This is a genomic window from Paenibacillus oryzisoli (assembly GCF_001653565.1).
GTDB classification, from domain to species: Bacteria; Bacillota; Bacilli; order Paenibacillales; family NBRC-103111; genus Paenibacillus_E; species Paenibacillus_E oryzisoli.
On record NZ_LYPB01000050.1, the window covers coordinates 463911 to 484570 of the forward strand.

General features: G+C 46.5%; 17 protein-coding genes. 2 read left to right on the plus strand and 15 right to left on the minus strand.

Features of this window, described 5'->3' with window-relative positions; translation table 11 throughout:
• Nucleotides 1–61: 61 nt before the first annotated feature.
• From A8708_RS10045 to A8708_RS10065, 6 genes are all read right to left on the minus strand, one after another.
• Nucleotides 62–1975: an ABC-F family ATP-binding cassette domain-containing protein gene (locus tag A8708_RS10045; RefSeq protein ID WP_068663336.1), complete on the minus strand. Its 1914-nt coding sequence runs from the start codon at nucleotides 1973–1975 to the stop codon at nucleotides 62–64.
• 110 nt (nucleotides 1976–2085) lie between these two features.
• Nucleotides 2086–2229 (minus strand): hypothetical protein, encoded by a 144-nt coding sequence (locus tag A8708_RS35825; RefSeq protein WP_167355874.1) that lies wholly within the window; start codon nucleotides 2227–2229, stop codon nucleotides 2086–2088.
• Nucleotides 2230–2284: 55 nt separating this feature from the next.
• Nucleotides 2285–3244, minus strand: coding sequence for a glycoside hydrolase family 43 protein (locus A8708_RS10050; protein ID WP_068663337.1), 960 nt, complete (start codon nucleotides 3242–3244; stop codon nucleotides 2285–2287).
• 94 nt (nucleotides 3245–3338) lie between these two features.
• Nucleotides 3339–4187, minus strand: a complete 849-nt coding sequence (locus A8708_RS10055; RefSeq protein WP_068663338.1) for a carbohydrate ABC transporter permease — start codon at nucleotides 4185–4187, stop codon at nucleotides 3339–3341.
• Nucleotides 4188–4189: 2 nt separating this feature from the next.
• Entirely contained in the window at nucleotides 4190–5074 is an 885-nt protein-coding gene (locus A8708_RS10060; RefSeq protein WP_068663339.1) for a carbohydrate ABC transporter permease, read from the minus strand.
• Nucleotides 5075–5171: 97 nt separating this feature from the next.
• Nucleotides 5172–6470, minus strand: a complete 1299-nt coding sequence (locus A8708_RS10065; RefSeq protein ID WP_068663340.1) for an ABC transporter substrate-binding protein — start codon at nucleotides 6468–6470, stop codon at nucleotides 5172–5174.
• A 184-nt stretch (nucleotides 6471–6654) separates the two neighbouring features.
• On the opposite strand from A8708_RS10065, the gene A8708_RS10070 reads away from it, so the two are divergent.
• Nucleotides 6655–7722 carry a GntR family transcriptional regulator gene (locus A8708_RS10070; RefSeq protein WP_068663341.1) on the plus strand — a complete coding sequence of 356 codons (1068 nt, stop codon included), beginning with the start codon at nucleotides 6655–6657 and terminating at the stop codon, nucleotides 7720–7722.
• A 147-nt stretch (nucleotides 7723–7869) separates the two neighbouring features.
• Here A8708_RS10070 and A8708_RS10075 read toward each other — a convergent pair whose 3' ends face one another.
• From A8708_RS10075 to A8708_RS10115, 9 genes are all read right to left on the minus strand, one after another.
• On the minus strand, nucleotides 7870–8631 hold the full coding sequence (locus tag A8708_RS10075; RefSeq protein ID WP_068663342.1) for a TSUP family transporter: 762 nt from the start codon (nucleotides 8629–8631) through the stop codon (nucleotides 7870–7872).
• 166 nt (nucleotides 8632–8797) lie between these two features.
• Nucleotides 8798–9832, minus strand: coding sequence for a FecCD family ABC transporter permease (locus A8708_RS10080; protein WP_068663343.1), 1035 nt, complete (start codon nucleotides 9830–9832; stop codon nucleotides 8798–8800).
• Between the two features lie 103 nt (nucleotides 9833–9935).
• A complete protein-coding gene (locus A8708_RS10085; protein WP_068663344.1) occupies nucleotides 9936–10916 on the minus strand; it encodes an ABC transporter substrate-binding protein in 981 nt (326 codons plus the stop codon).
• A gap of 144 nt (nucleotides 10917–11060) precedes the next feature.
• Nucleotides 11061–12692, minus strand: coding sequence for a helix-turn-helix domain-containing protein (locus A8708_RS10090; protein ID WP_068663345.1), 1632 nt, complete (start codon nucleotides 12690–12692; stop codon nucleotides 11061–11063).
• Nucleotides 12693–12818: 126 nt separating this feature from the next.
• Entirely contained in the window at nucleotides 12819–13367 is a 549-nt protein-coding gene (locus tag A8708_RS10095) for an NADPH-dependent FMN reductase (protein ID WP_068663346.1), read from the minus strand.
• A 145-nt stretch (nucleotides 13368–13512) separates the two neighbouring features.
• Complete coding sequence (locus A8708_RS10100) at nucleotides 13513–14658, minus strand: Ger(x)C family spore germination protein (RefSeq protein WP_082927403.1); 1146 nt, start codon at nucleotides 14656–14658, stop codon at nucleotides 13513–13515.
• Nucleotides 14622–15692, minus strand: coding sequence for a GerAB/ArcD/ProY family transporter (locus A8708_RS10105; protein ID WP_068663348.1), 1071 nt, complete (start codon nucleotides 15690–15692; stop codon nucleotides 14622–14624). The genes A8708_RS10100 and A8708_RS10105 overlap by 37 nt, the downstream gene beginning before the upstream one ends.
• On the minus strand, nucleotides 15689–17116 hold the full coding sequence (locus A8708_RS10110) for a spore germination protein (RefSeq protein ID WP_068663349.1): 1428 nt from the start codon (nucleotides 17114–17116) through the stop codon (nucleotides 15689–15691). The genes A8708_RS10105 and A8708_RS10110 overlap by 4 nt, the downstream gene beginning before the upstream one ends.
• A 457-nt stretch (nucleotides 17117–17573) precedes the next feature.
• Nucleotides 17574–19409, minus strand: a complete 1836-nt coding sequence (locus tag A8708_RS10115) for a glycoside hydrolase family 35 protein (RefSeq protein ID WP_420848541.1) — start codon at nucleotides 19407–19409, stop codon at nucleotides 17574–17576.
• Nucleotides 19410–19615: 206 nt separating this feature from the next.
• Here A8708_RS10115 and A8708_RS10120 point away from each other — a divergent pair, with 206 nt between their 5' ends.
• Nucleotides 19616–20545 carry an AraC family transcriptional regulator gene (locus A8708_RS10120; RefSeq protein WP_239696622.1) on the plus strand — a complete coding sequence of 310 codons (930 nt, stop codon included), beginning with the start codon at nucleotides 19616–19618 and terminating at the stop codon, nucleotides 20543–20545.
• Nucleotides 20546–20660: the final 115 nt, after the last annotated feature.

A 20660-nucleotide genomic window follows, 5' to 3' on the forward strand; every position in this document is an offset into this window, starting at 1 on the left:
ATATAATACATGTAATGCAGCGGTGGGACAGCCCCTTATTGTGACTAGCTCTTATCCCGGGTCATTCCTCCGCCCGCATCCACTGTTCATAAAGAACGTCCAATTGCCGCTGTACCTCTTCTCGCTTCTCCCACAATTGCGCTAGCTCCTCCGCTGTCAACGCTTCGCTTTCCTTCTCCAGTTGGCTATCCATTACAACCAATTGCCCCTCTACACCCGCGATCGTCTTCTCCAGCGCTGCTTTCCCCTGCGTTATTACTCCCTTGTTCCGATTCGTCCCCTCGGTTTTCGTTTTCACCTGAATGGGTCGCTGCTCTTCCACTCTCGGCTCCTTTAAAACACGCAGTTCTCCGCTTTTCTTCTTATAAGCATCATAATCACCCAAATAAACGGTGATCTTCCCCTGATCCAACTCCCATATTTTACGTGCCAGCCGATTGATAAAATACCGATCATGCGTCACGGCCAGCACCGTGCCGGGGAATTCTTCCAAGGCATCTTCCAGCGCTTCGCGGGAGGCGATGTCCATATGATTCGTCGGCTCATCCAGAATGAGCAGGTTGGGCTTACGCAGGACAAGCAGCGCTAGCCGTAGTCGCGTCCACTCACCGCCGGATAAAGAGCTCACCGCTTTGAACACATCCGCGCCATAGAATAAATAGGAAGCCAGCCGCCCCCGCGCTTCGCCCTCTTCCAGCTTCGCTTCCTCGCAGAAATACGCGAGAACGGACTTCTTATTATCGGCTGGGTACGCTTGCTGCGCCAGATAGCCGATGTCGACACGAGCACCAAGCTTGAGATCGCCGCCATCGGGCTGCACTTCACCGAGCAGCATCTTCAGCAGCGTCGTTTTCCCAGAGCCGTTATGCCCGACGAGCATGACCTTCTCGCCGTATTCGAGTGCACCTTCCGCTTGGTGAAGCAGCACTTTGTCGCCGAATCGTTTCGACACCTGCTCGAAGCGCAATACGCTGCGCCCAGAACGATCCTCCGGCTTCAAATCGAAATCAACCGCCTTCGGATCGAGTACAGGACGCTTGAGCTTCTCCATGCGATCCAGCGCCCTCTGCATGGAGAACGCCCGGCGGAAAAACTTCTCATTACCGCCTATCCGCCCCCACTCGAGCAGCTGCTTGATCGTCTCTTTCATCTTGCGGATCACCTTCTGCTGCTCTTGGTAATCTGCGAACTGCTGAAGTAGACGTACTTCTTTCTCCTTCACATAACTTGAGTAGGAACCGTGATACGTTGTCGACTCGCCATCTTCCAATTCCACGATTTTCGTAACTACCAGATCCAGAAAATAACGATCATGAGAAACAATGATACAAGCGCCGTCATAATGCTTGAGGTACTCCTCCAACCACTCCACGCCTGCCAAGTCCAGATGATTCGTCGGCTCATCCAACAGTAAGAGGTCCGGTTTGCCGATTAACTGCGACGCCAACGTAATCTTCGTCTTCTCTCCCCCCGACAAAGAAGCGAAGCTTCGCGCATAAAACCCCTTCGCAATGCGCAGCCCATTCGCTACTTGATCAATGCGTGCATCCAGCTCATATCCGCCTTCGCGCTCGAAGCGCTCTTGCAACTGCGCGTATCGATTCAACAGCTGATCCATCTGTTTCTCATCATTCATCACCACAGGGCTCGACATTTCACCTTCAAGCTGACGCATCGTCGCTCGGCACGCGAGCAGCTCTTCCAAACTCGCAGCCAGCACATCATACACCGTGAAACGTTCCCAAGCGCTTGGGATTTGGGCCAAGTACCCGATCCCTGTATCCTTTCGCACCGTCAGTTGCCCTTCATCCCACTTTTCCATTCTAGCAATAAGGCGCAATAACGTTGATTTCCCGCTCCCATTGCGTCCGACAAGTCCGATACGTTCCCCTTGATGGATTTCAAATGTAACATCCTCCAGAACGAGTTGGGCACCGTGGTATTTCTTTATATTTTGACCATTAACAATTAACATAATAAAGGATCCTCCTAGGTTGTGAAGACGACCCCGACCTGTTCGCAGCTAACACAAAAAGGCCGCAGGAAAATTCCTACGACCTTTCGGATGATTGATTCCGTAGAGGGTTAAGGTAGGCGTCTTCTCGTGAGTTGGTAAATCGTATGCGCATAAGTGGACAGACCTCTCGCGTCTTTGACTTCTGCATGAACGATGCCAGCCATCGCAATGGGTAACTGGCTCACACGGTTGTTTACGAACTCTCGATTCATCCTACCTTCACCTCCTTCAACTTACACTCTGCCAAAATTGTATCATAACCATCGGTTAATTCGCAATGGATCCCACAAAATCCGGGCTGCCATCGCCGTTATATTTCAGTACACGTACAAACGTATGTCTGTTCGGATCATACAACGGATCCCCAACAATTTCTTTATAATTTCTAGCATGGAAAACGAGAATGTCTTGGGTCCCGTCCTCCGAGACCGTGAAGCTATTATGACCAGGTCCAAAAAGACCGATCCTTTCGTTGGTTGTAAGCACAGGGCTTGTTGTTTTCACCCATGACCCCGGATCTAATAAGTCCGCATCCTCTTGAGCCGTCAATAACCCCATGCAATAATTGAAATCTGTGGCGCTTGCCGAGAAGCTGATAAAGACTCGACCGTTTCTGATCAACACAGCCGCTCCTTCATTTACCTTAAATCCGATAGTTTCCCAAGCAAACTGTGGTGTCGCAATCATGACTTGCTTACCACACAGCGTCCATGGATTGCTCATGGCTGAAATATATAAATTCGAATTGCCTACGATTGCGGGGTCCTTCTGTGCCCAAACGAGATAACGTGTACCCTTATGCTCGAATGACGTCGCATCTAAGGCAAAGCTTTCCCACGCCGTTCGCAGCTGTCCTTCCACCTGCCAGCTGCCTTCGAGTGGGTTGGCTTCATCTGTCGTTAACACATACATCCGATGATCGAATAAACCTTCGTTGGTTTCAGTCGTTCTTGCTGCTGCAAAATAGATATACCAGCTGCCCCCTACGAAATGGATCTCAGGTGCCCAAATATTCGCGCTTAAGGGACCTTCCGCTGGTTTACGCCATACGATTACGGCCTTAGCTTCCTTCAAACCTTCGATTGTAAGTGCGCGTCTAAGTTCAATACGATCGTATTCCGGCACGGAAGCCGTGAAATAATAATATCCGTCAGTATGTTTATATATCCAGGGATCAGCACGCTGCTCCAAGAGTGGTTTAATATAGCTAGTCTCCAATTTCTCCATCGTTGTTATTCTCCTTTATTTCATCCGTCTAAGTGCCTCAGATGTTGCTGTCTTGCTCTTTCATCCCTATAGCTGCCCCACGTTTCCCATGCAGCTACCCTTTCACGCCACCAACGGTGAGACCTGATACAAAGAAGCGTTGGAAGAAAATAAATACAATTAGAATAGGAACAATGGCCAATACAGAACCGGCAATGAGAATGTCGTAGTTATTTCCGTAAGGCGTTATTAGACTTGCTAGTCCGATGGGCAGCGTCAGTTTCTCTCCTGTTTTAAGAACAATTAACGGCCATACGAAGCTATTCCAGCTCGCCAATGCTTGCAAGATGGCCATAGCACCGAAAGCGGGCGTCATTAGCGGGACCATAATTTTAAAGAAAATACCATACTCCGAGCAGCCGTCGATGCGCCCTGCATCTAGAAAATCCTTGGGCAGCCCCTCGGCATATTGCCGAAAGAAGAAAATCGGCAGCGGTGCGACAACGAATGGGAGTATCACACCGCTATAAGTATCAATCAAATGAAAAGAAATCATTTGTTTATACAAGGGAAGCATAATAATCTCAACCGGAACCATCATAACCAGCAGTACGAAGACAAAAATAATATTTCTCCCCGCGAAACGGTACATGGCAAGTCCATAGCCAACCATCGAGGACAGCAACAGACAGAGAACTGTATACACGAGTGAGATAAGAACACTGTTCTTATACCAAAGCAAATATTTCTTCGCTGAAGCCGAAAATAGGAATGTATAATTATGCATGGACAGCAGTTCCGGTTGCAGCTTCACATTTAGCCCATATCGCAGCATCTCCTTCGAAGGCTTAAGCGAAGCTAATGCAAGACTATAGAACGGGAACAGCGCAAGGGCTGCTAAGACTAGAAAAAGCATCAAAAGCAGAAAGGCAGGAATAGGTCTTTTCCGTTGTTGGGTAAGCATACTTAATCCTCCTTCCTGAATAAGCCGAAGAATCTCAATTGAATCACATTGATCACCATCGTGATCGCAAGCAGGGTAATCCCAATGGCTGAACCAAAGCCTAGATTATTTTTCTCGATCCCTTCGCGATAGAGAAGACCTATCATCGTTAGACCAATATCATTCGGTGAACGGTTGCCATTCCAAAGAATGTAGCTTTCAGTAAACATCGAATAACCACCGTAAATAGAAATGGTAATGACATAAATCGAAACTGGCTTCAACAAAGGTAACGTAATGCGCCAGAACCGCTGCCAAGCATTCGCTCCATCAATCTCTGCTGATTCGTATACTTCATGCGGAATACTTTGCAACGCAGATAGGAAGTAGATGATATTAACACCTGTAAAGCGCCATGTCGCCAATATAACCATAACTAACATCCCTGTGGCCGAATTCGCCAACCAGTTAATCGTCGGCATTCCTAAGAGATGACGGAATGCATTCATAACTGAATCATCCAAGCTTCCGAAAACAAGCCTAAAGATGGTTCCAGCAACAACAACAGAAGTGAGAGATGGAATAAACAAGGCAGAACGGAAGAATGCGCTTGCCTTCGTTAGCTTCGAATTTAAGAAAACAGCAAGAACCAGTGGAAGTGGAATGAGTACAAGCAGCGTCCAGAACGTATACCTACTGCTATTTTTGAGCGCGGCAAAGAAAGTCTCACTCCATAAATTCTTATAATTAGCAAGACCAATATAATGTGTCTGCCCTGGCAATACTTCTTGAAAGCTCATGGTAATTGTTGTGATGACCGGATAAGCAAAGAAAATTAGAAACGATAAGATAAAAGGTAAAACGAACACGTATGGGGCAACCCGAGAAGAATAAAGAAATTTATTCATACTGTTCGATCGTCACTCCTTTCTTCAAGCACTGAAAGCTTAACCCGAGAGATGTTCCCCCTCGGGTATAGCCTGCAGCGGAACGCTTGGCGTTCCATTACTTAATATTTTTAACCGCATCAGAAAGAACTTGTTTAGGATCCTTCATATCATTAAGTGCTTGGAACATCGCTTTGGTCTTGATATAATCCGACACCGCCGGTGTTCTTTCTTTGACATTCGTTGGTGCAATTTCACTCTTCACACTGATTAATACATCCCATAAATTTTTACCGAAGTAGGAAGTAAATTTATTGTCAGCTTTAAGTGCTGGATCAGACCAAACGTCAGAACGAATTGGATCAAAGCCAAGCTGAGACCAGATTTGGATATTGCCTTCTTTAGAAAGCTTCGCATAGGAAAGGAATTTCTTTGCTATATCTTGATTTTTGGACTGCTTCGTGATGACGGTACCCGTTCCCCCCATACCGGAAGATCTCATTTCGCCTTGTTTGAATACCGGCATCGGTTTAATGATAATTTTGCCTTTCAAATCCGGCATGTAATCCGTGAACCGCCCCATGTACCACATTGGCATCCAGACGGAAGCTGCGCCACCTTTGTTCATAAAGCCGTAATACTCTTCAGCATGGTGGAACCCCCCAGGAGCAGCCACGGCTACTTTTTCTTTAACAAGCTTCTGTAAGTAGGTGAGTACATCTGTATTTGCTTGATCCCCTAGTGTTACATTCCCGCTCTTATCCAAGAAGTCCGAACCATGCTGCACAACCATTGGCCAGTAGGACCACTGATCCGTCGTTTCTACGGTCGCCATTGGTTTGCCCGTTTTCTCAAGAACCTGTTTGCCTGCCTTTTCGTAATCATCCCAAGTCTTAATATCGTCGGCGTTTACGCCTGCTTTATCGAGAATTTCTTTATTGTAGTAAATCACTTGTGCGCCGACATGATAATCAATCCCGTAATATTTGCCGTCCTTCGCATAATTGTCCAAACGGGACATGACAAGGTTCGCTTTTTCTGGTTCTACGATATCATTCAAAGCCGCCAATTGTACGTCACCTTTTAGGTAGTTCCCGATCTTACTGATCTCGATATCAGCCATATCCGGTCCACCAGTTCCAGACTGAAGGGCGACCAACAGTTTATTGTGATTATCATCATAAGGGAACGTTGTAGCCTCAATTTGAACTTGCTGATCCGGATGAGCTTTATTCCATGACGTTGCCATGCTTTCGAAGAATTTCTGATGCAGCTCGTTAAAGGTCCAGAAACTTAATGTAACTGGTTTGGCGCCATTGGAAGCGCCATCATTTTTGCTAGTCGTACTCGAGCAAGCAGACAGTAATACCACGGATGCTAGTATGATGGCCGATGACATTTGAAATTTCTTCTTCATGTAAGGTATCCCCCTATGGAAATGGATTTGAAAGCGTTTTAATAATTGAATTATATGACAAGTAAATCTATAATAATATAATCAATTGGTAATAAAATTATAATTTATTATATTAAATATATTCCTTTTTTCGTCATTTCTCGTTACAATACAAATATCAAATACATGAATCAGGTGATGCGAATTGCATAAAATCCCTCTCTATAAGCAAATTTATCAATCAATTAAAGACAGAATTCAATCAGGTGAGCTTCGTCCGAAAGATCGTGTACCTTCAGAACAAGAATTCATGGATGAATATAAGGTTAGTAAAATCACAGTCAAAAATGCTTTAGCTGCACTAGTCGACGAAGGGCTCGTTAATCGTATTCAAGGGAAAGGGACTTTCGTTTCCTCCACCCCGTCATTGGCTGTTCAGAAAAACGCACCAACACCTGCACCAACGTCCAGCGGCTACATCGGACTCATTATTCCTACAATGAAAACTATGGTTATTCAAAAGCTTGTCGATTACATCGAATTCTATATCAAAGCCGCTGGGTATCAACTTATCCTTCATATCACACGGGAGTCTTCCCTTGAAGAATCGCGCTCCGTTCAGGAATTAACGGGTTCCCCTGGCATGCGCGGGATCATTGTATTCCCGACGGAAGATGAAAGTTATAATGAATCCTTGCTGCGCCTGTCATTAGATAAGTTCCCCTTTGTCTTCATCGATCGTTTTCTACGCAATATAGACACGTATCGCATTATTTCTGATAATTGGGGCGGCGCTTATGAGACCGTGTCCAGACTCTTGCAGACTGGGCATCACCAAATTGCCCTCATCTCACCAGCTAATACGAATACGACAATTGAGGATCGTACGCTTGGCTTCGAGAAGGCCTTTATTGATGGCAATATTCCTATTGATAAAAGCTTGTGGTGCCATGTTCCTATCGAAATTCTAAGAACCGGCGATACCTATGCTCACCTCGTTAATTTCCTGCATCACCATCCACAAATAACAGCCGTCTTCGCTTTGACCGCTGAGATGGCTAGACTGACTTACCGAGCGCTGAATCAGGAAGAAGGACTGAACGCGACTACTCATCTGGTATCCTTCGATGATCCTGAAATTCCTAATCTGCCTCATATTTTGCAGGATGAAGAATGCATGGCGCGATCTGCCGTTGAGTTATTGCTTGAGCAATTTGGCGGGAAGTACACACCGCAGCGGGTCGAGATTCCTGTGAAATGGGTCAGTGGGTAGATGCACAGGGAAGCAGTAAATATGTAACCGTTAGCCTCCCTCTCCATAGTCCACAAGAAAACCCCCACAAAAGCTGCACTTTTGCAGTTTTTGTGAGGGTATCGAAGGACTTACAGTGCTTACGGTGCTTGAGAGAAACCTGCTTTCCTAAATCAAACTCCAAATCTGCTTACTCACCAACAACACACATACGGTGATAAAAAGCGGCCGCACATACGCCGATCCCTTTCGAATCGCCATTCGAGAGCCCAGTAATGCGCCGCACACCATCGCTAGTCCCATCGGGATGCCGATCCAATAATTAATGGACCCCAGCGCCATGAATGTAATTAAACTTGCGATGTTGCTGCCGAAATTGAGAATTTTGGCATTGCCTGCTGCCTTAACGAAATTGAAACCGACCATTAGAAACGCGAAAATGAGAAAGGACCCCGTCCCTGGCCCAAAGAACCCGTCATAGAAGCCCAGCAGGAACGCGGCGCAGCCCATCAAGAAAGCCGTCCTCGCCGAATACTGACTGAAGGTCGAGATGTCTCCCCAATTTTTACGGAATATCGTGTAAATTGTAATTAGAATCAGCATCACCACGACCAGTGGTTTCAGGAAATCGGAAGGAATCTGCCGCAGCACGAATACCCCGCACACCGCCCCAGCCAAGGACAGCACGAACAATCCACGCACCGCTTTGAGATCAACATTCCCTGTCCGCATAAATGAAATCATGCTTGTCAGCGATGACATCGTCCCTGCTAATTTATTCGTACCTAACGCCAACGCTGGCGGCATTCCTGTTGCAAGTAAGACTGGCACTGAAATAAGCCCGCCTCCCCCCACAACCGAATCGACATAGGCTGCCACAAACCCGCCGACGATAACGAAAATCATCATTTCCCAACTCAAATGCAACATGACGTGAATGAACTCCTCTTGTGTCTGAATAAGTTTGGTTTGTCCAACACCTATTCTCGCACGATAAACCCGTTCAGGCAAGAATTTACCAATGGTAAAAAATATAAGATTATTGGGATCGCTTGCGTAATTCCTTAAACGCTTCTTACAGCCCCTCCATCAGGGCTTATCTTCTGTTCCGCGTAAGCAAATAAAGGAAATAAGGCCCTCCTATGACAGCTATAACAATACCCGTTGGGATTTCGGACGGCTGTAGAATCCAGCGCCCAATTGTATCTGCCGTAATGACTAGCAGCGAACCCACGAGCGCGGATCCTGGCAAAAGCCACTGATGCTTAGGACCGACAAGTCTACGAGCCAGATGCGGTCCGATTAGCCCAACAAAGCCGATTCCTCCGCTAACAGCTACGCAAGAAGCTGCTAACCCAACTGCCGCAGCAAGCAATTTGAGCTGCTCCTTCGAAACTTCTGTACCGAGTGCCTTTGCTGTATGCTCACCTAGATTAAGCACGTCCATCACCCTTGCTTTGTAGAACACATAGGGGAGCAGCACAACAAGCCATGGCAATAGAGACAGCACAAATTTCCAATTCGTCGCCCAAATACTGCCTGCCTGCCAAGTAGCTACGAATTGGAATTTTTCCGGATCCATCCTTAAGGTAAGTACAATCGTTGCTGCGCTAATACCAGCCGCAATGGCAATCCCATTAAGAAGCAATCGAGTGGGCACGATGCCATCACGAGCACTGTAAGACAAGGCGCCAATGAGGACCGCCGCTCCCCCTGCACCGACCAGCGCCAATACTGGTAAAAGAAAGACAGGGGCTGCCGCAGTTGTCGGGTAGAACGAGATGAACAACATCACCATCAAGCCAGCTCCAGCGTTAATGCCAAGAATACCAGGGTCCGCTAACGCATTACGAGAGATCCCCTGCATGACGCAGCCAGACACGGCAAGCCCCGCCCCAATCAACAAAGAGATGACAATGCGCGGCAAGCGAAAATCAAATAGGATCAGACTTTGTTTGTCCGTCCCCTGCCCCAATAAAGTTTGCAACAACTCCATTGGCATGAGCCGTATATATCCCGTGTTCATGGAGATGACAAAAGCAATAACAATGAAAATTCCTAATACAACAAATATACGAATGCCTCTATTTCTTCTCTTTATCTCTACGACAGATACTTCTTGAACTTTCATCGTCTACATTCCCCTCTTTTCTTTGCGCACCATGTGAGCTGCGTCATCACCGAAAAGCACAAAAACTGTTCAATAAGTATTGAACAGCTCGGTACGTAGATCATCAATTTAACAATAGCTTCACAATATCATCCAGTTGTGCGTCCATGCTAATCGGGTCATTTCCGTTCCATTTGTTATCTAAAATGTATACATGTTTATTCAGAGCCGCAGGCAATGATTTCCATAACGTGCTTTCCAGCACATCTTTATAGAGCGCGTCGGTTAACGTATCATACGGCTTAATGACAAACATGCGATCCGCTGCATAATCAGGCACTACTTCCATCGATACCTTGGCGAATCCGGTTTTGTTATCCGGGTTCATATCCTTCACCTTCTGAGGAACCTTAAAGCCCAGTGTTTGATAAATCGTAATTGAGATATTCTCGAAATAGGCAAATACCTGCTTATTCATAAATTGCAATACGGTAGCTGTCTCTGCTTGCTTACCATTTGCCGTGAGCTGACTTTTAATTTTGGCCGCTTTTGCTTGGTATTGATCCACCCATTGCTTGGCTTCGGCGGATTTACCGAGAATATCAGCCAATTTGTTCAGATGCACGAACATATCATTACCAGCATATTTAATCGTCACCGTCGGGGCGACCTTAGATAATTTCTCGACTTCTTCCGGCTTCACAAATTCATTGACAATGATGAGATCTGGCGCAAGAGATAGAATTTTCTCAATGTTATAACTGCCGTTATCACCGATTGGTTCGATGCCTGCCAACTTATCTTTCAAATAACTGGAATCAAGGAAAAATTGACTGGCAGTCCCAACTGGCTTAACCCCCAAGCTTAAGAGATGGCCAACATAATAACTAGCTACGACTTTTCGAGGATGCGTAGGAATTTCAACTTCTTTCCCAGTATCATCCTTATATATGCGAGTTACGGGTTCCTTTGTTGCTGTCTGTTGCGGGGAAGGTACTGGAACCGAACCACTCGACTTCTCCGATGGATTGCCACATGCTGACAACACAAGGGCAATGGATAAGATGACCGATAAAACCAAACTATTCTTATTTCTTAGCCACATAACGAATTACTCCTCCAAATTTTTATATACATATATGATAACGATTCTCATTATCATCAATAAGAGAAGTATAAAGCATCCTAGGCTCCGTCGTAAATGAAAAATTCGGACGTGAAAAAGTAGATTTCGGACATCCTCTACGTTCTACGTGCGTATCGATCCCAATAGGTGAATCACTTGCTTCTGAATGAGATCATGATTGTAGGCGGAATATTCATACCAAGGACCCATCTGTATGAGAGACACACGTTTTTCTTTGTAGGCTCTCATGTTCTGCCATTCCTCTGAGCTATTCACGGTTTGTAACGTCCCCTGCGATGCCCCATCCTCCGAAATCAGCATCAGGATGCGATCCGCGTCAAATGCAGCCGCTTGTTGGGGGTCAATCAATTCGTAACTGGCGTCGAGAGAATCCAGATGACGAGCAGGTGAAAGCGGCAGCTGATGAAACATCACTGTGCCTTCATACCCTTTTCCCCACCGATACATATTCTTCCTATCAATCATAATAACAAGCAGCTTTTCGCGTTGAACGAGCCTTCTAACTTGCTCACTAATTAACACTTGATTATCGTCATAATTGGACAGCCATGTTTCGGCTTCCTGCCTTTTCTCAAGAAACGCTGCTACCATCAGCAAATGCTCGCGCCAATCCTTCGACTTCCACGGGATGAACAACACTGGAGCAATATGCCCGAGCATCTCTTGTTCCCTGGCTGGCAAGAATTCATCAATAGCGATAATACGATCTGGACAGGAAACCAGAAGCGATTTCCGATTGAAATCATAGTCATGCCGCAAGCGCACTTTAACGTCGAAGCCGTATTTGCTACGATAATAGTCCGTCCAATAATGATCGATCGGTGCTGCGAATGGAATGACTTGGAGCGGTAACAACATCCCAATATTAGGCCAGCTGTACGCGGCAATCTTCAACTGGTGATTTTTCACATATAGCGCTGGGGAAATACCAATGTGACTTTTAAATGCACGCCGAAAGTGACTTTCATCATGATAACCGACATGCTGTGCCACTTCCCACAACGGAACATCAGGCCTCCTCATCAGCTCTCGCGCATGATTCATCCGCAATTCCGTCAAGTAATCTACCGCGCTTTTTCCATATAAGTTTTTGAACAATCTCCTGAAATGACGGGAGCTAATCCCTGCCTCTTGGGCCAATTTTTCAAATGAAATGTTTTCCCGGCAATGTTCATCGATGTAGCCTTTCGCTTTCTCGATCATGGCCGTCAAGCTATTCAACTGTAGGGGGACCTGTTTCTGAAGAACACAGCACAACAGCTCATGGAAAGCGCCCTGACTCCGCAAGCGTTGCAGCTTATTCTCACCGAACCAATGTTGGCAGATCACCTGGCATAATGGCATAACCTCGGAGGCAGATAGAGAAGCCGATCCGATCACTGGAAAATCCGCAGTCTGCTCAGCGGAGCCTTCCTTCGACAAATGTGTTGCCATGCCTATATCAAAGGTAATCACATAGAAGCCTGTCTTATTAAAAGCGTAAATATTCGCTTCCATCCATTGTCCTGGTCTGCATATCCATACTTCTTCTGAGGTCACTAGGCTGCTTGCCGAATCAACGATCAACTGCCCTTGCCCCTCTGCAATCACAATGAGCAAGTAGGATTCGAGTTGTTGACGCTCCATCAGCCAGTTGCCATCACTCTCTTGAATATGCTGGACTCCAGCCATCTTAAACCATCGCTCTTCTATATAATCAAGCGTTGCTGCCGCTATACTTTGCGGAGAAGACACTCGCCATCACCTTCCTGTACAACCTTATTATGCACATGATAATCTCAATCTAAGGTTATGTACATAGGGATAGACAACAAAAAACACCCCACAGCTCATCCCTGTGGAGTGTTCGTATACCCATATTTATCTCAACGTTTTCAACGCGCCGCTCCAAGCTTTCACTTGATCTAGCATCGCATTCACGTTATCTTTGTGTAGATCAGCTGGCTTGAATACAGAGAAGTTCTCGAAATCAGTAAACAAGGAGAATGTTGGATGCACACGAACGTCTGCTACCAATAGTTCACCTAGAATGCCACGCAGATGTTCAGCTGCACGAGCACCGCCTGTAGAACCATAGCTCACGATTCCAGCCGCTTTGTTGTTCCAAGCTTCACGTGCCGAGTCAAGTGCATTTTTCAAAGCTCCAGTAATACTGTGGTTGTATTCTTGAACGATAAATACAAATCCGTCCAAGCTTTCAAGCTTTGTATTCCACGATGCAAGACCAGGTTCTTCCCCTGTACCTTCGCCTAAGAAAGGCAGTTTATATTCGGCAATATCTACGATTTCGTAAGCGGCATCTCCACGCTCATCAGCAATTTGCTTAATGTATTCACCAACTTGTGGGCTAACACGACCTTGACGGGTACTTCCAAGAATAATACCAATTTTCAGTTGCTCATTCGACATCCTTGTTACCTCCTAAAATAAAGTGAATTACTTACTTAACGTAACTCCATAAGTATAACGATTTATCTGGACCACTGGAAGTAGGTACTTATAAGGTACCTGGTATATTTTCGGATACCTAAGATCTAGCCTCGCTTTCTACACGCTAATTAATAATCCCGTGAGATATGATATCTACTTTCAAAGAAACTTGAAAATTCACCTTCGGATACGCCGTCTCCCAGTTCAGCTTTTTCCACTCATTTGGATAAAAGGCCATGACATCCCGCGCAATGCCCAGCGCATCTGAATTCGCTCGCTGTGTCAATGTGCAAATCTCTTTCGCTTCTTCCGTGAGTATTTCAGAAAATCGTTGACTCAATTGGGCGATCTGCTCCTTCTCCCCTAAACCCTCATGGGCAAATTCAACGACAGAGCCTTTCATACGCAAATCCAGCTTCACCTGCACTTGCCCATCTTCATTTATCCAAACCTTCTTATCACGGTGTAGATTCGAAATATTAAGCGACAAATAATCGGAGGGCTCACGATGAGGTGATTCTGGGTCTATGTTCCGTGTAATGACACAGAGGTCAGCTTTAACCCCATACATTAACAGGCACAGTGTAGATTGTTCAGGCGTTAACGAATATCCTGTAAATTTACGTACATGCAATAAAGCCAAACCATCCACGACGGCTTTATCCGACTCTTTCCTAAGCAATGGGATGACGGGATCACGTCCCGGATCGTGTAACATAGGATAAAGGGAGTGCAAGGTTATGGAGGGAATCACGGTTTCATACCTAGCGCTCATAATTATCTTCCTTAGATATTCTCCTGCTGTTGCAGATCCGATGCGATCAAGACGAATCAAATCACCCGCATTTCCACGAACAATCGCCACTTTGGCCAGCATGGGATCGTTGGCATTTCGGAAGGTTGAGTCGAGAAGATTTGCTATATCTTTCTTGGCCAGCTTATCTCCGATAAGCATAACTTGATTCTTGGAAGTCCCTATGGGACCAGCAATTTGCAAGCCTATCTTTTTATATAGTGATTCTTGCAACGTAGGGCCAGTGGCACTTAACACCTCATGAACGGGCGCCGTTCGCTCTTTTCCTCCAGGAGATTGAATGGTTACAGTCGTTACGACATCATTCTTCTCGTTCAGATCAACGGACGTTGCGTAGATCAGTTGGAGATTTTTAAGATCATTATGATAGTTGCAGCCCGACAACAGCAGTGCTAATACGCATCCGAGCATTAGGCCCCTCATGCCTGTAGTTGCCCCCTTTTTCCCATCATCCATGCCAAAAGCAAGAGTACAATCGGTATCCCAAGGATGACGAAACTTTCCACATTCGAGACCTGTGACAACCACTGAACCCGCTTCTCTGATCTCCAAAATAACCCTGTCGTACAAACCAGAGGAACTAAATAATACATGACCTTCCTGTGCTCATTATGATGAAACAAATATCCTAATCCTTTTCCCGCGCTATAGAAGTAACTAATCAATGTTGCCGTCACTTTGACTAGCCACACAGAAAGAAAGAGTAAATCCAACCGTTCCAGAAAGGGCAGCGAAATCCCATTCAAGTAATACGGCACTGGCTGAGGGATGAAATCAAGCGACTCTGGACTGAAGTTGAGAAAGCAGATGAAAACTACGATCACAAAAAAAGCGGTAGCCAATCCATTTGCCCACAAAATAGGGGTCAGCATGCTTTTACCCCTCGTTTCGATATCCGAATTCAGGACAAGCATTACTTCAAAACCTAGGAATGAGAGTACCGAGCTTTTGACCCCCAACAAGATCTCATGTAGGCCTATGTGCCCTATTGGCAGTAAAAAGCGGTAATCCATCGAGCGGTAGCTTGTAAACAGCATGGCCATCATAATAATAACGAGTAAGGTAATCATGGCATGATAACGCACAATAACTCGAATATTTTCCCTGGCAAGGTATAGACAAACCACACAATTCGCAACGATCATGAGCCAAGGATTAGAGAAAGGCAAGATCCATAGCTCAACAAACGTCATCTCAAGCAAAAGAATCAGGCACGTCGTGAAAGCAAAATGGGCCGTGATGATCACCGTTATGGCGCGACCCAGCCATTTTCCTACGATGAGGGGGAGGAATTCATAGATATTTTGCCGCGGAAATCTTTGGCATAGCAGCACGTAAGCCGTCAGAATAAGCTGCACACCTGCTCCCGCGATAAAAATGGACATCCATCCATTCGTGCCCGCGGCTTTATGCAAATCGTAAGGAAAGGAAAGTACGGCAATGCCGATCTGCGTCTGCAGGATGAAAGCAAATAATTGAACGCGTGTCATGATGCCCTCCGATCCGAAGCTTTCCCGCCGAAGATCCGTTTGGGCAACTGTACAAGCGTCGTCAATATACGCCTAGGTTTGAATGGCATAAACGGATAGAAATAGGGCACACCAAACGTTTCCAGCTTACTTAAATGCATGAATAACAAGCTAAAGCTGAAGGCAATACCTACAAAACCTAGTAACGAGGAGGCTATCATAATGGGTAAGGAAATGAGCCGAATCGCTAGGCGCATTTCATGCGAGGGTATGCTGAACGATGCTACGGCTGTCAATGAAATGACAACAATCATTGCCGTGGAGACGAGGTTAGCGTTGACCACTTCGCTCCCAATGACAAGTCCCCCAACGATGGATAACGTTGATGCAATTGATTTCGGTAATCGAATCGCCGCTTCCCTGAGGAGCTCCAATACCGTCGTCATGAAGATAGCCTCCATGAAGGGATTGAATGGGATATTTTCCAAGGAAGCTTTCAATGAAAATACCAAATCAATCGGCAACACATCGAAGTGATTCGATACAATCGCGATATAGACGGAAGGAAGTGCAATTCCTATCATGACACTGAGCAGTCGAAGGAGCCGAAAGAAAGTCCCATTCCACCAGCGAACATTGAAATCATCTGCCGCTTGAAAGAACATAAAGAACGTCACAGGCAGAATCGTCGCGAACGAGCTGCCATCCACCAGTAAAGCCACACGCCCCTCCATTAAATGCGACACCGTACTGTCGGGCCTTTCCGTAAAGAGCAACTGTGGAAACGGTGATAAATGACTGTTCTCTAAGCGGTTTGTGATTTGACCAGGGGATTTAATAAAAGTATCCTGGTTAGCGAGCAGGTTAGCGATAATATCGTCAACCACGTTCATATCTGCCACATCACACATATAGAGCAGCTTTACATGCGTTGGGCTTTCAGATCCTAGTGTAAAGTGCCGTTCAACTAAGTTCACATTCTTCAATCGTTGGTGTACCAATTGGGCGTTGATGGCGACATCGTCCACAAACCCCACTTGAGAGCCTCGGATGATCTGCTCATTTTGCGGCTCCCCAACACTAGGTACAACCCTTGCACTTGCATCCACCAGAATGATATCCAATCTATGCTCTAGAAGAATTGCACAACTCCCTTGAAGCATAGCGGCGGCGGCGGATTTCAAATCGCTCACAACCCCGATATCCAAAATAGGAAGAATATCTTCAAGACGCCCTTCCCCCGCTTGCAGTAAAGGACCTAAAATCTCTTTTTGCAACCTCGTAGAATCTGTAATTGTCGTTAGGTACAGAAGGCTTCCCTTCACACCATGCAAAGTGAACGCTCTAGATCGCACGTCATCCGACGAGTGGAAGCACTGGAATAACTTCTGTATATTCACTTCCATCTCCTCAGAGATGGGGTAAGAATCCTGCCCCATGTCCATTTCGCACCCTCCGCCCGACTGCATTTCCGTTAGTATTTACCAGTATCGGGGGATTATCCACAGTTGTGGAATTATCAAGTGAATTCACTCTGCATTCACGCTGCCAAGTATTCGGAAGTTGCTCCTCTCGGTTATGCAACCATCAGCGGCCTTCCAACAGCTGAGAAATGCAAAAGTGCAACCTTTTTCGATCAAATACTCGGCTGCAGCCAGAATTGATGCGAAAAGACATCCTTTTCCGTATTTTAAGCTCTACGTAGCCATTTTCGCCCCAAAAAGATGCCTATTTGCATCTATTACTGACGAATGGAATGAATTCCGCTGAAAAGGATGCTCTTTTGCATCTTTGCTGCCGGCGTGCTAGGCGTAGGTAAGAAAAAACCGCCCCGGCCTATGGCCAGAGCGGTTTATATGGAATTTTTATTGAATACTAAGCGCATCGCCTGTTGGCTCTACATTAACCCAAGTCAGGCGTATCTGTCAGTTCAATGACAGCATTCTCTGTGTGATGCAGTTCCAATACGATGATCTCATTGCGTCCTGTTTGGAGGAGAGGAGCCGGCAGATACAACGTGTTTTGGGGTCCTTTTTCCCAGAAACGGCCAAGATTGAAGCCATTAATCCATACGACACCCTTGGACCAACCTGCCAACTTGACGAACGTATCTCCTGTTTCATCTACAACAAATTCCCCGCGATAGAGCGTTGGCCGATCTAGGCAATTGCTAGTTGAGCTAGCTTCTGCACTGCAAGCTTTAGTTGTAACGTCTGTTCCGACGTCTGTCCTAACCTCCGCCTTAGTCACCGCCCCCACACGCTCGAATGGAACTGCCGCTAGATTGTCTAGTGGGAGTGGATGAATCGTCCAGTCAAAAAGAAACTGATTATTCATTCGCACGCCTTCTGTAATACCTTTGCAATCGCGAAGACGCGGGCCATAATTGATGCGCCCCATATTCTCCACGACAATATCAAGCTTCGCGCCACCAGCAGGAATGTCCATCTGGAGTGGACGAGGATCCCATCGTTCCACCGTGCCTTGGTATACACCATCCAAGAAGATTTGTGCTCGATCATGTACTTCTTGCATGTGTAATTTTTCACCCACACGTGGCCCGGACACTTGAGTCGAGTACACGATGAAACCATAATCTTGTCCTAGATGTTCCATCGACACGGGTGTGACGTGTTGGATTGGCTTCGTCAGATAAGGCAAAGATTCCAGTACATCAGCCTTTTCTGTTAAAGCAATTTGCCCATAGCTCTTCTTCTGAATAGGCGCAGGCAGTGCTGGGAGTTCTTCCACCGTTTTTCCCAAATGATTGGCAATTACTTTACGTACAGCACTATATTTCTCCGTCACATCACCGCACTCGGACAAGGGTGAATCGTAATCGTAACTCGTAATCGTCGCTTCATACTTCTCTTGGTAGTTGGCACCGTTATAGAATCCGAAATTCGTTCCACCGTGGAACATATAGAAATTAACGGAGGCCCCGGCCCGCAGCATCCGATCGAACACATCGGCAACATCGCCAGCCTCCCGCGTGTGATGCGGTTTCAACCAGTGATCGAACCAACCGTTCCAGTACTCCATGCAGAAAAGCGGTTCATCCTCACGATATTGACGAAACTTCTCGAAAGCTTCTTCCGGCTGTGAGCCGAAATTAACCGTAGCCAGCGTTCCGGGTACTGTTCCACCTTGGAGCATACCATCTTCAGGACCGTCTGAAGTAAACAGCAGTACATCCACACCGCGACTAATTAAGCCGTCTCTCAAATAGGTTAAATAAGCCGTATCATTTCCGTAACTGCCGTATTCATTCTCAATTTGCACCGCTAGAATCGGCCCGCCATTCGTACTGAGCAACGGCTTCAAGCGAGGAATTAACTCATCGTAGTATCGGTCTACTTTTTGCAAATACATCGCATCCATACAACGTAATTTCATTGAGGGATACTGTAGCAGCCACGCCGGCAAACCACCAAACTCCCACTCTGCACAAATATAGGGACTAGGCCGTACAATCACATGTAAACCTAAGTTTCCTGCCAATGCAACAAATGCCTCCACGTCAGCAAGGCCGCTGAAATTGAATTCGCCTTCCTTCGGTTCATGCAGATTCCATGGCAAATATGTCTCCACCGTATTGAATCCGCAGGCTTTCAACTTCAATAATCGGTCCTCCCAATAGGGGGGTACTACGCGGAAATAATGAATAGCTCCTGATAGAAGTTGGATAGGCTCCCCATCTAATAGAAATTGCTTGTTTCCTGCTGTTAAAATAGCCACGATGATCCCTCCGAATGTGCGTATAAGTGGTCTTTCTATTCCTCTTATCATCGCTGATTCTTGCCCTTCTACTCAATCTCCAAATGGCGCAAGTTCTATACCAAATGTGCCAATGGATGGTATGATGGAAGAATTAAAATTAATGCAAATGTAGTAACTGGAGGCAAGTAATATCATCAACTAAACGCTAACTGGAGGCAATCTGAGTGGAGGATTTGTACAGGGATATTTACCGTTTTCCGAATATGATTCAGACTCTGCAGGTGGTCGGTTGCCACTTTGGACTGAAGCCCCCAGGGTGGACCTACCCGAGGCACCATCATCATTTATTTGAGCTGTTGTACTGCTCGGAGGGTGAAGTTCTGCATGAAATTAACCGCCAACCGATTACCATGTTCGCAGGCGACTGGCTGCTTATTAAGTCTGGTGTCCGACATCAATCCGCTAACCGGTCAGCTGTTCATTATGGCTATTTCAATGTCCACTTCGATCTCGATGATACGGAAATTCGCAGTCTGTTAGCAGCAACACCCTACCAGCTGATCCGTCAAAAAGAAGCCTCCACAAGCAAGCTTCGCAGCTACGTAGGCGAATTAGAAGCGGTTGTCGCGCGCAACCGTCTGTTAGAGCAAGATGCTAAGCAGGCTGAATTGCCGCAGCTGCTATTCGAGGACAAGCTGCTGCTGCAGTCCTACACGCTGCTTATCATCCACGACGTGCTCGCACTGTTTCGCGCCCAGAAGAACGCTGGCGCAAAGACAACGCGTGAACATATGAGTGCAACGAACCGCGATGCCTCGTTGTTCTCAACTGACGTCGCCCATGCGATCGAGGAGAAGCTATCGCTTGGTCTCGGCGAGGAAGCCTCCGTCGCAGGCATCGCCAAAGAGCTGAACATGAGCCGCAGCCAGTGCAGCAAGCTGTTCTCCAAAGTGTACGGCCTATCACCGCGCCAATATGTCAGCCAAATGAAGCTGAAACAAGCCAAAGAATTGCTCGTTACGACGCATCTGTCGATGAATCATATTGCCGACAAGCTTGGCTTTCAGTCTGCCAGTCACTTCTCGCGGCAATTCCGCCGCTGGACGGGCCAGTCGCCGAGCGACTTCAGACCGAAGCACCCTACTTTTGAGTAGGGTGCGGGGTTTTGCGGCCCGCGAGGGGCTGGATGTCGATTTTTTCGACTTACGGCGGGTCTTCGCGGCTCGCGGAGGGCTGTAAGTCGATTTTTTCGACTTACGGCGGGTCTTC

Coding starts and splice junctions, on each gene's coding strand:
- A8708_RS10045 (WP_068663336.1), bottom strand. CDS start 1,975: ATGTTAATTGTTAATGGTCAAAATATAAAGAAATACCACGGTGCCCAA.
- A8708_RS35825 (WP_167355874.1), bottom strand. CDS start 2,229: ATGAATCGAGAGTTCGTAAACAACCGTGTGAGCCAGTTACCCATTGCG.
- A8708_RS10050 (WP_068663337.1), bottom strand. CDS start 3,244: ATGGAGAAATTGGAGACTAGCTATATTAAACCACTCTTGGAGCAGCGT.
- A8708_RS10055 (WP_068663338.1), bottom strand. CDS start 4,187: ATGCTTACCCAACAACGGAAAAGACCTATTCCTGCCTTTCTGCTTTTG.
- A8708_RS10060 (WP_068663339.1), bottom strand. CDS start 5,074: ATGAATAAATTTCTTTATTCTTCTCGGGTTGCCCCATACGTGTTCGTT.
- A8708_RS10065 (WP_068663340.1), bottom strand. CDS start 6,470: ATGAAGAAGAAATTTCAAATGTCATCGGCCATCATACTAGCATCCGTG.
- A8708_RS10075 (WP_068663342.1), bottom strand. CDS start 8,631: ATGTTGCATTTGAGTTGGGAAATGATGATTTTCGTTATCGTCGGCGGG.
- A8708_RS10080 (WP_068663343.1), bottom strand. CDS start 9,832: ATGAAAGTTCAAGAAGTATCTGTCGTAGAGATAAAGAGAAGAAATAGA.
- A8708_RS10085 (WP_068663344.1), bottom strand. CDS start 10,916: ATGTGGCTAAGAAATAAGAATAGTTTGGTTTTATCGGTCATCTTATCC.
- A8708_RS10095 (WP_068663346.1), bottom strand. CDS start 13,367: ATGTCGAATGAGCAACTGAAAATTGGTATTATTCTTGGAAGTACCCGT.
- A8708_RS10100 (WP_082927403.1), bottom strand. CDS start 14,658: ATGGATGATGGGAAAAAGGGGGCAACTACAGGCATGAGGGGCCTAATG.
- A8708_RS10105 (WP_068663348.1), bottom strand. CDS start 15,692: ATGACACGCGTTCAATTATTTGCTTTCATCCTGCAGACGCAGATCGGC.
- A8708_RS10110 (WP_068663349.1), bottom strand. CDS start 17,116: ATGGACATGGGGCAGGATTCTTACCCCATCTCTGAGGAGATGGAAGTG.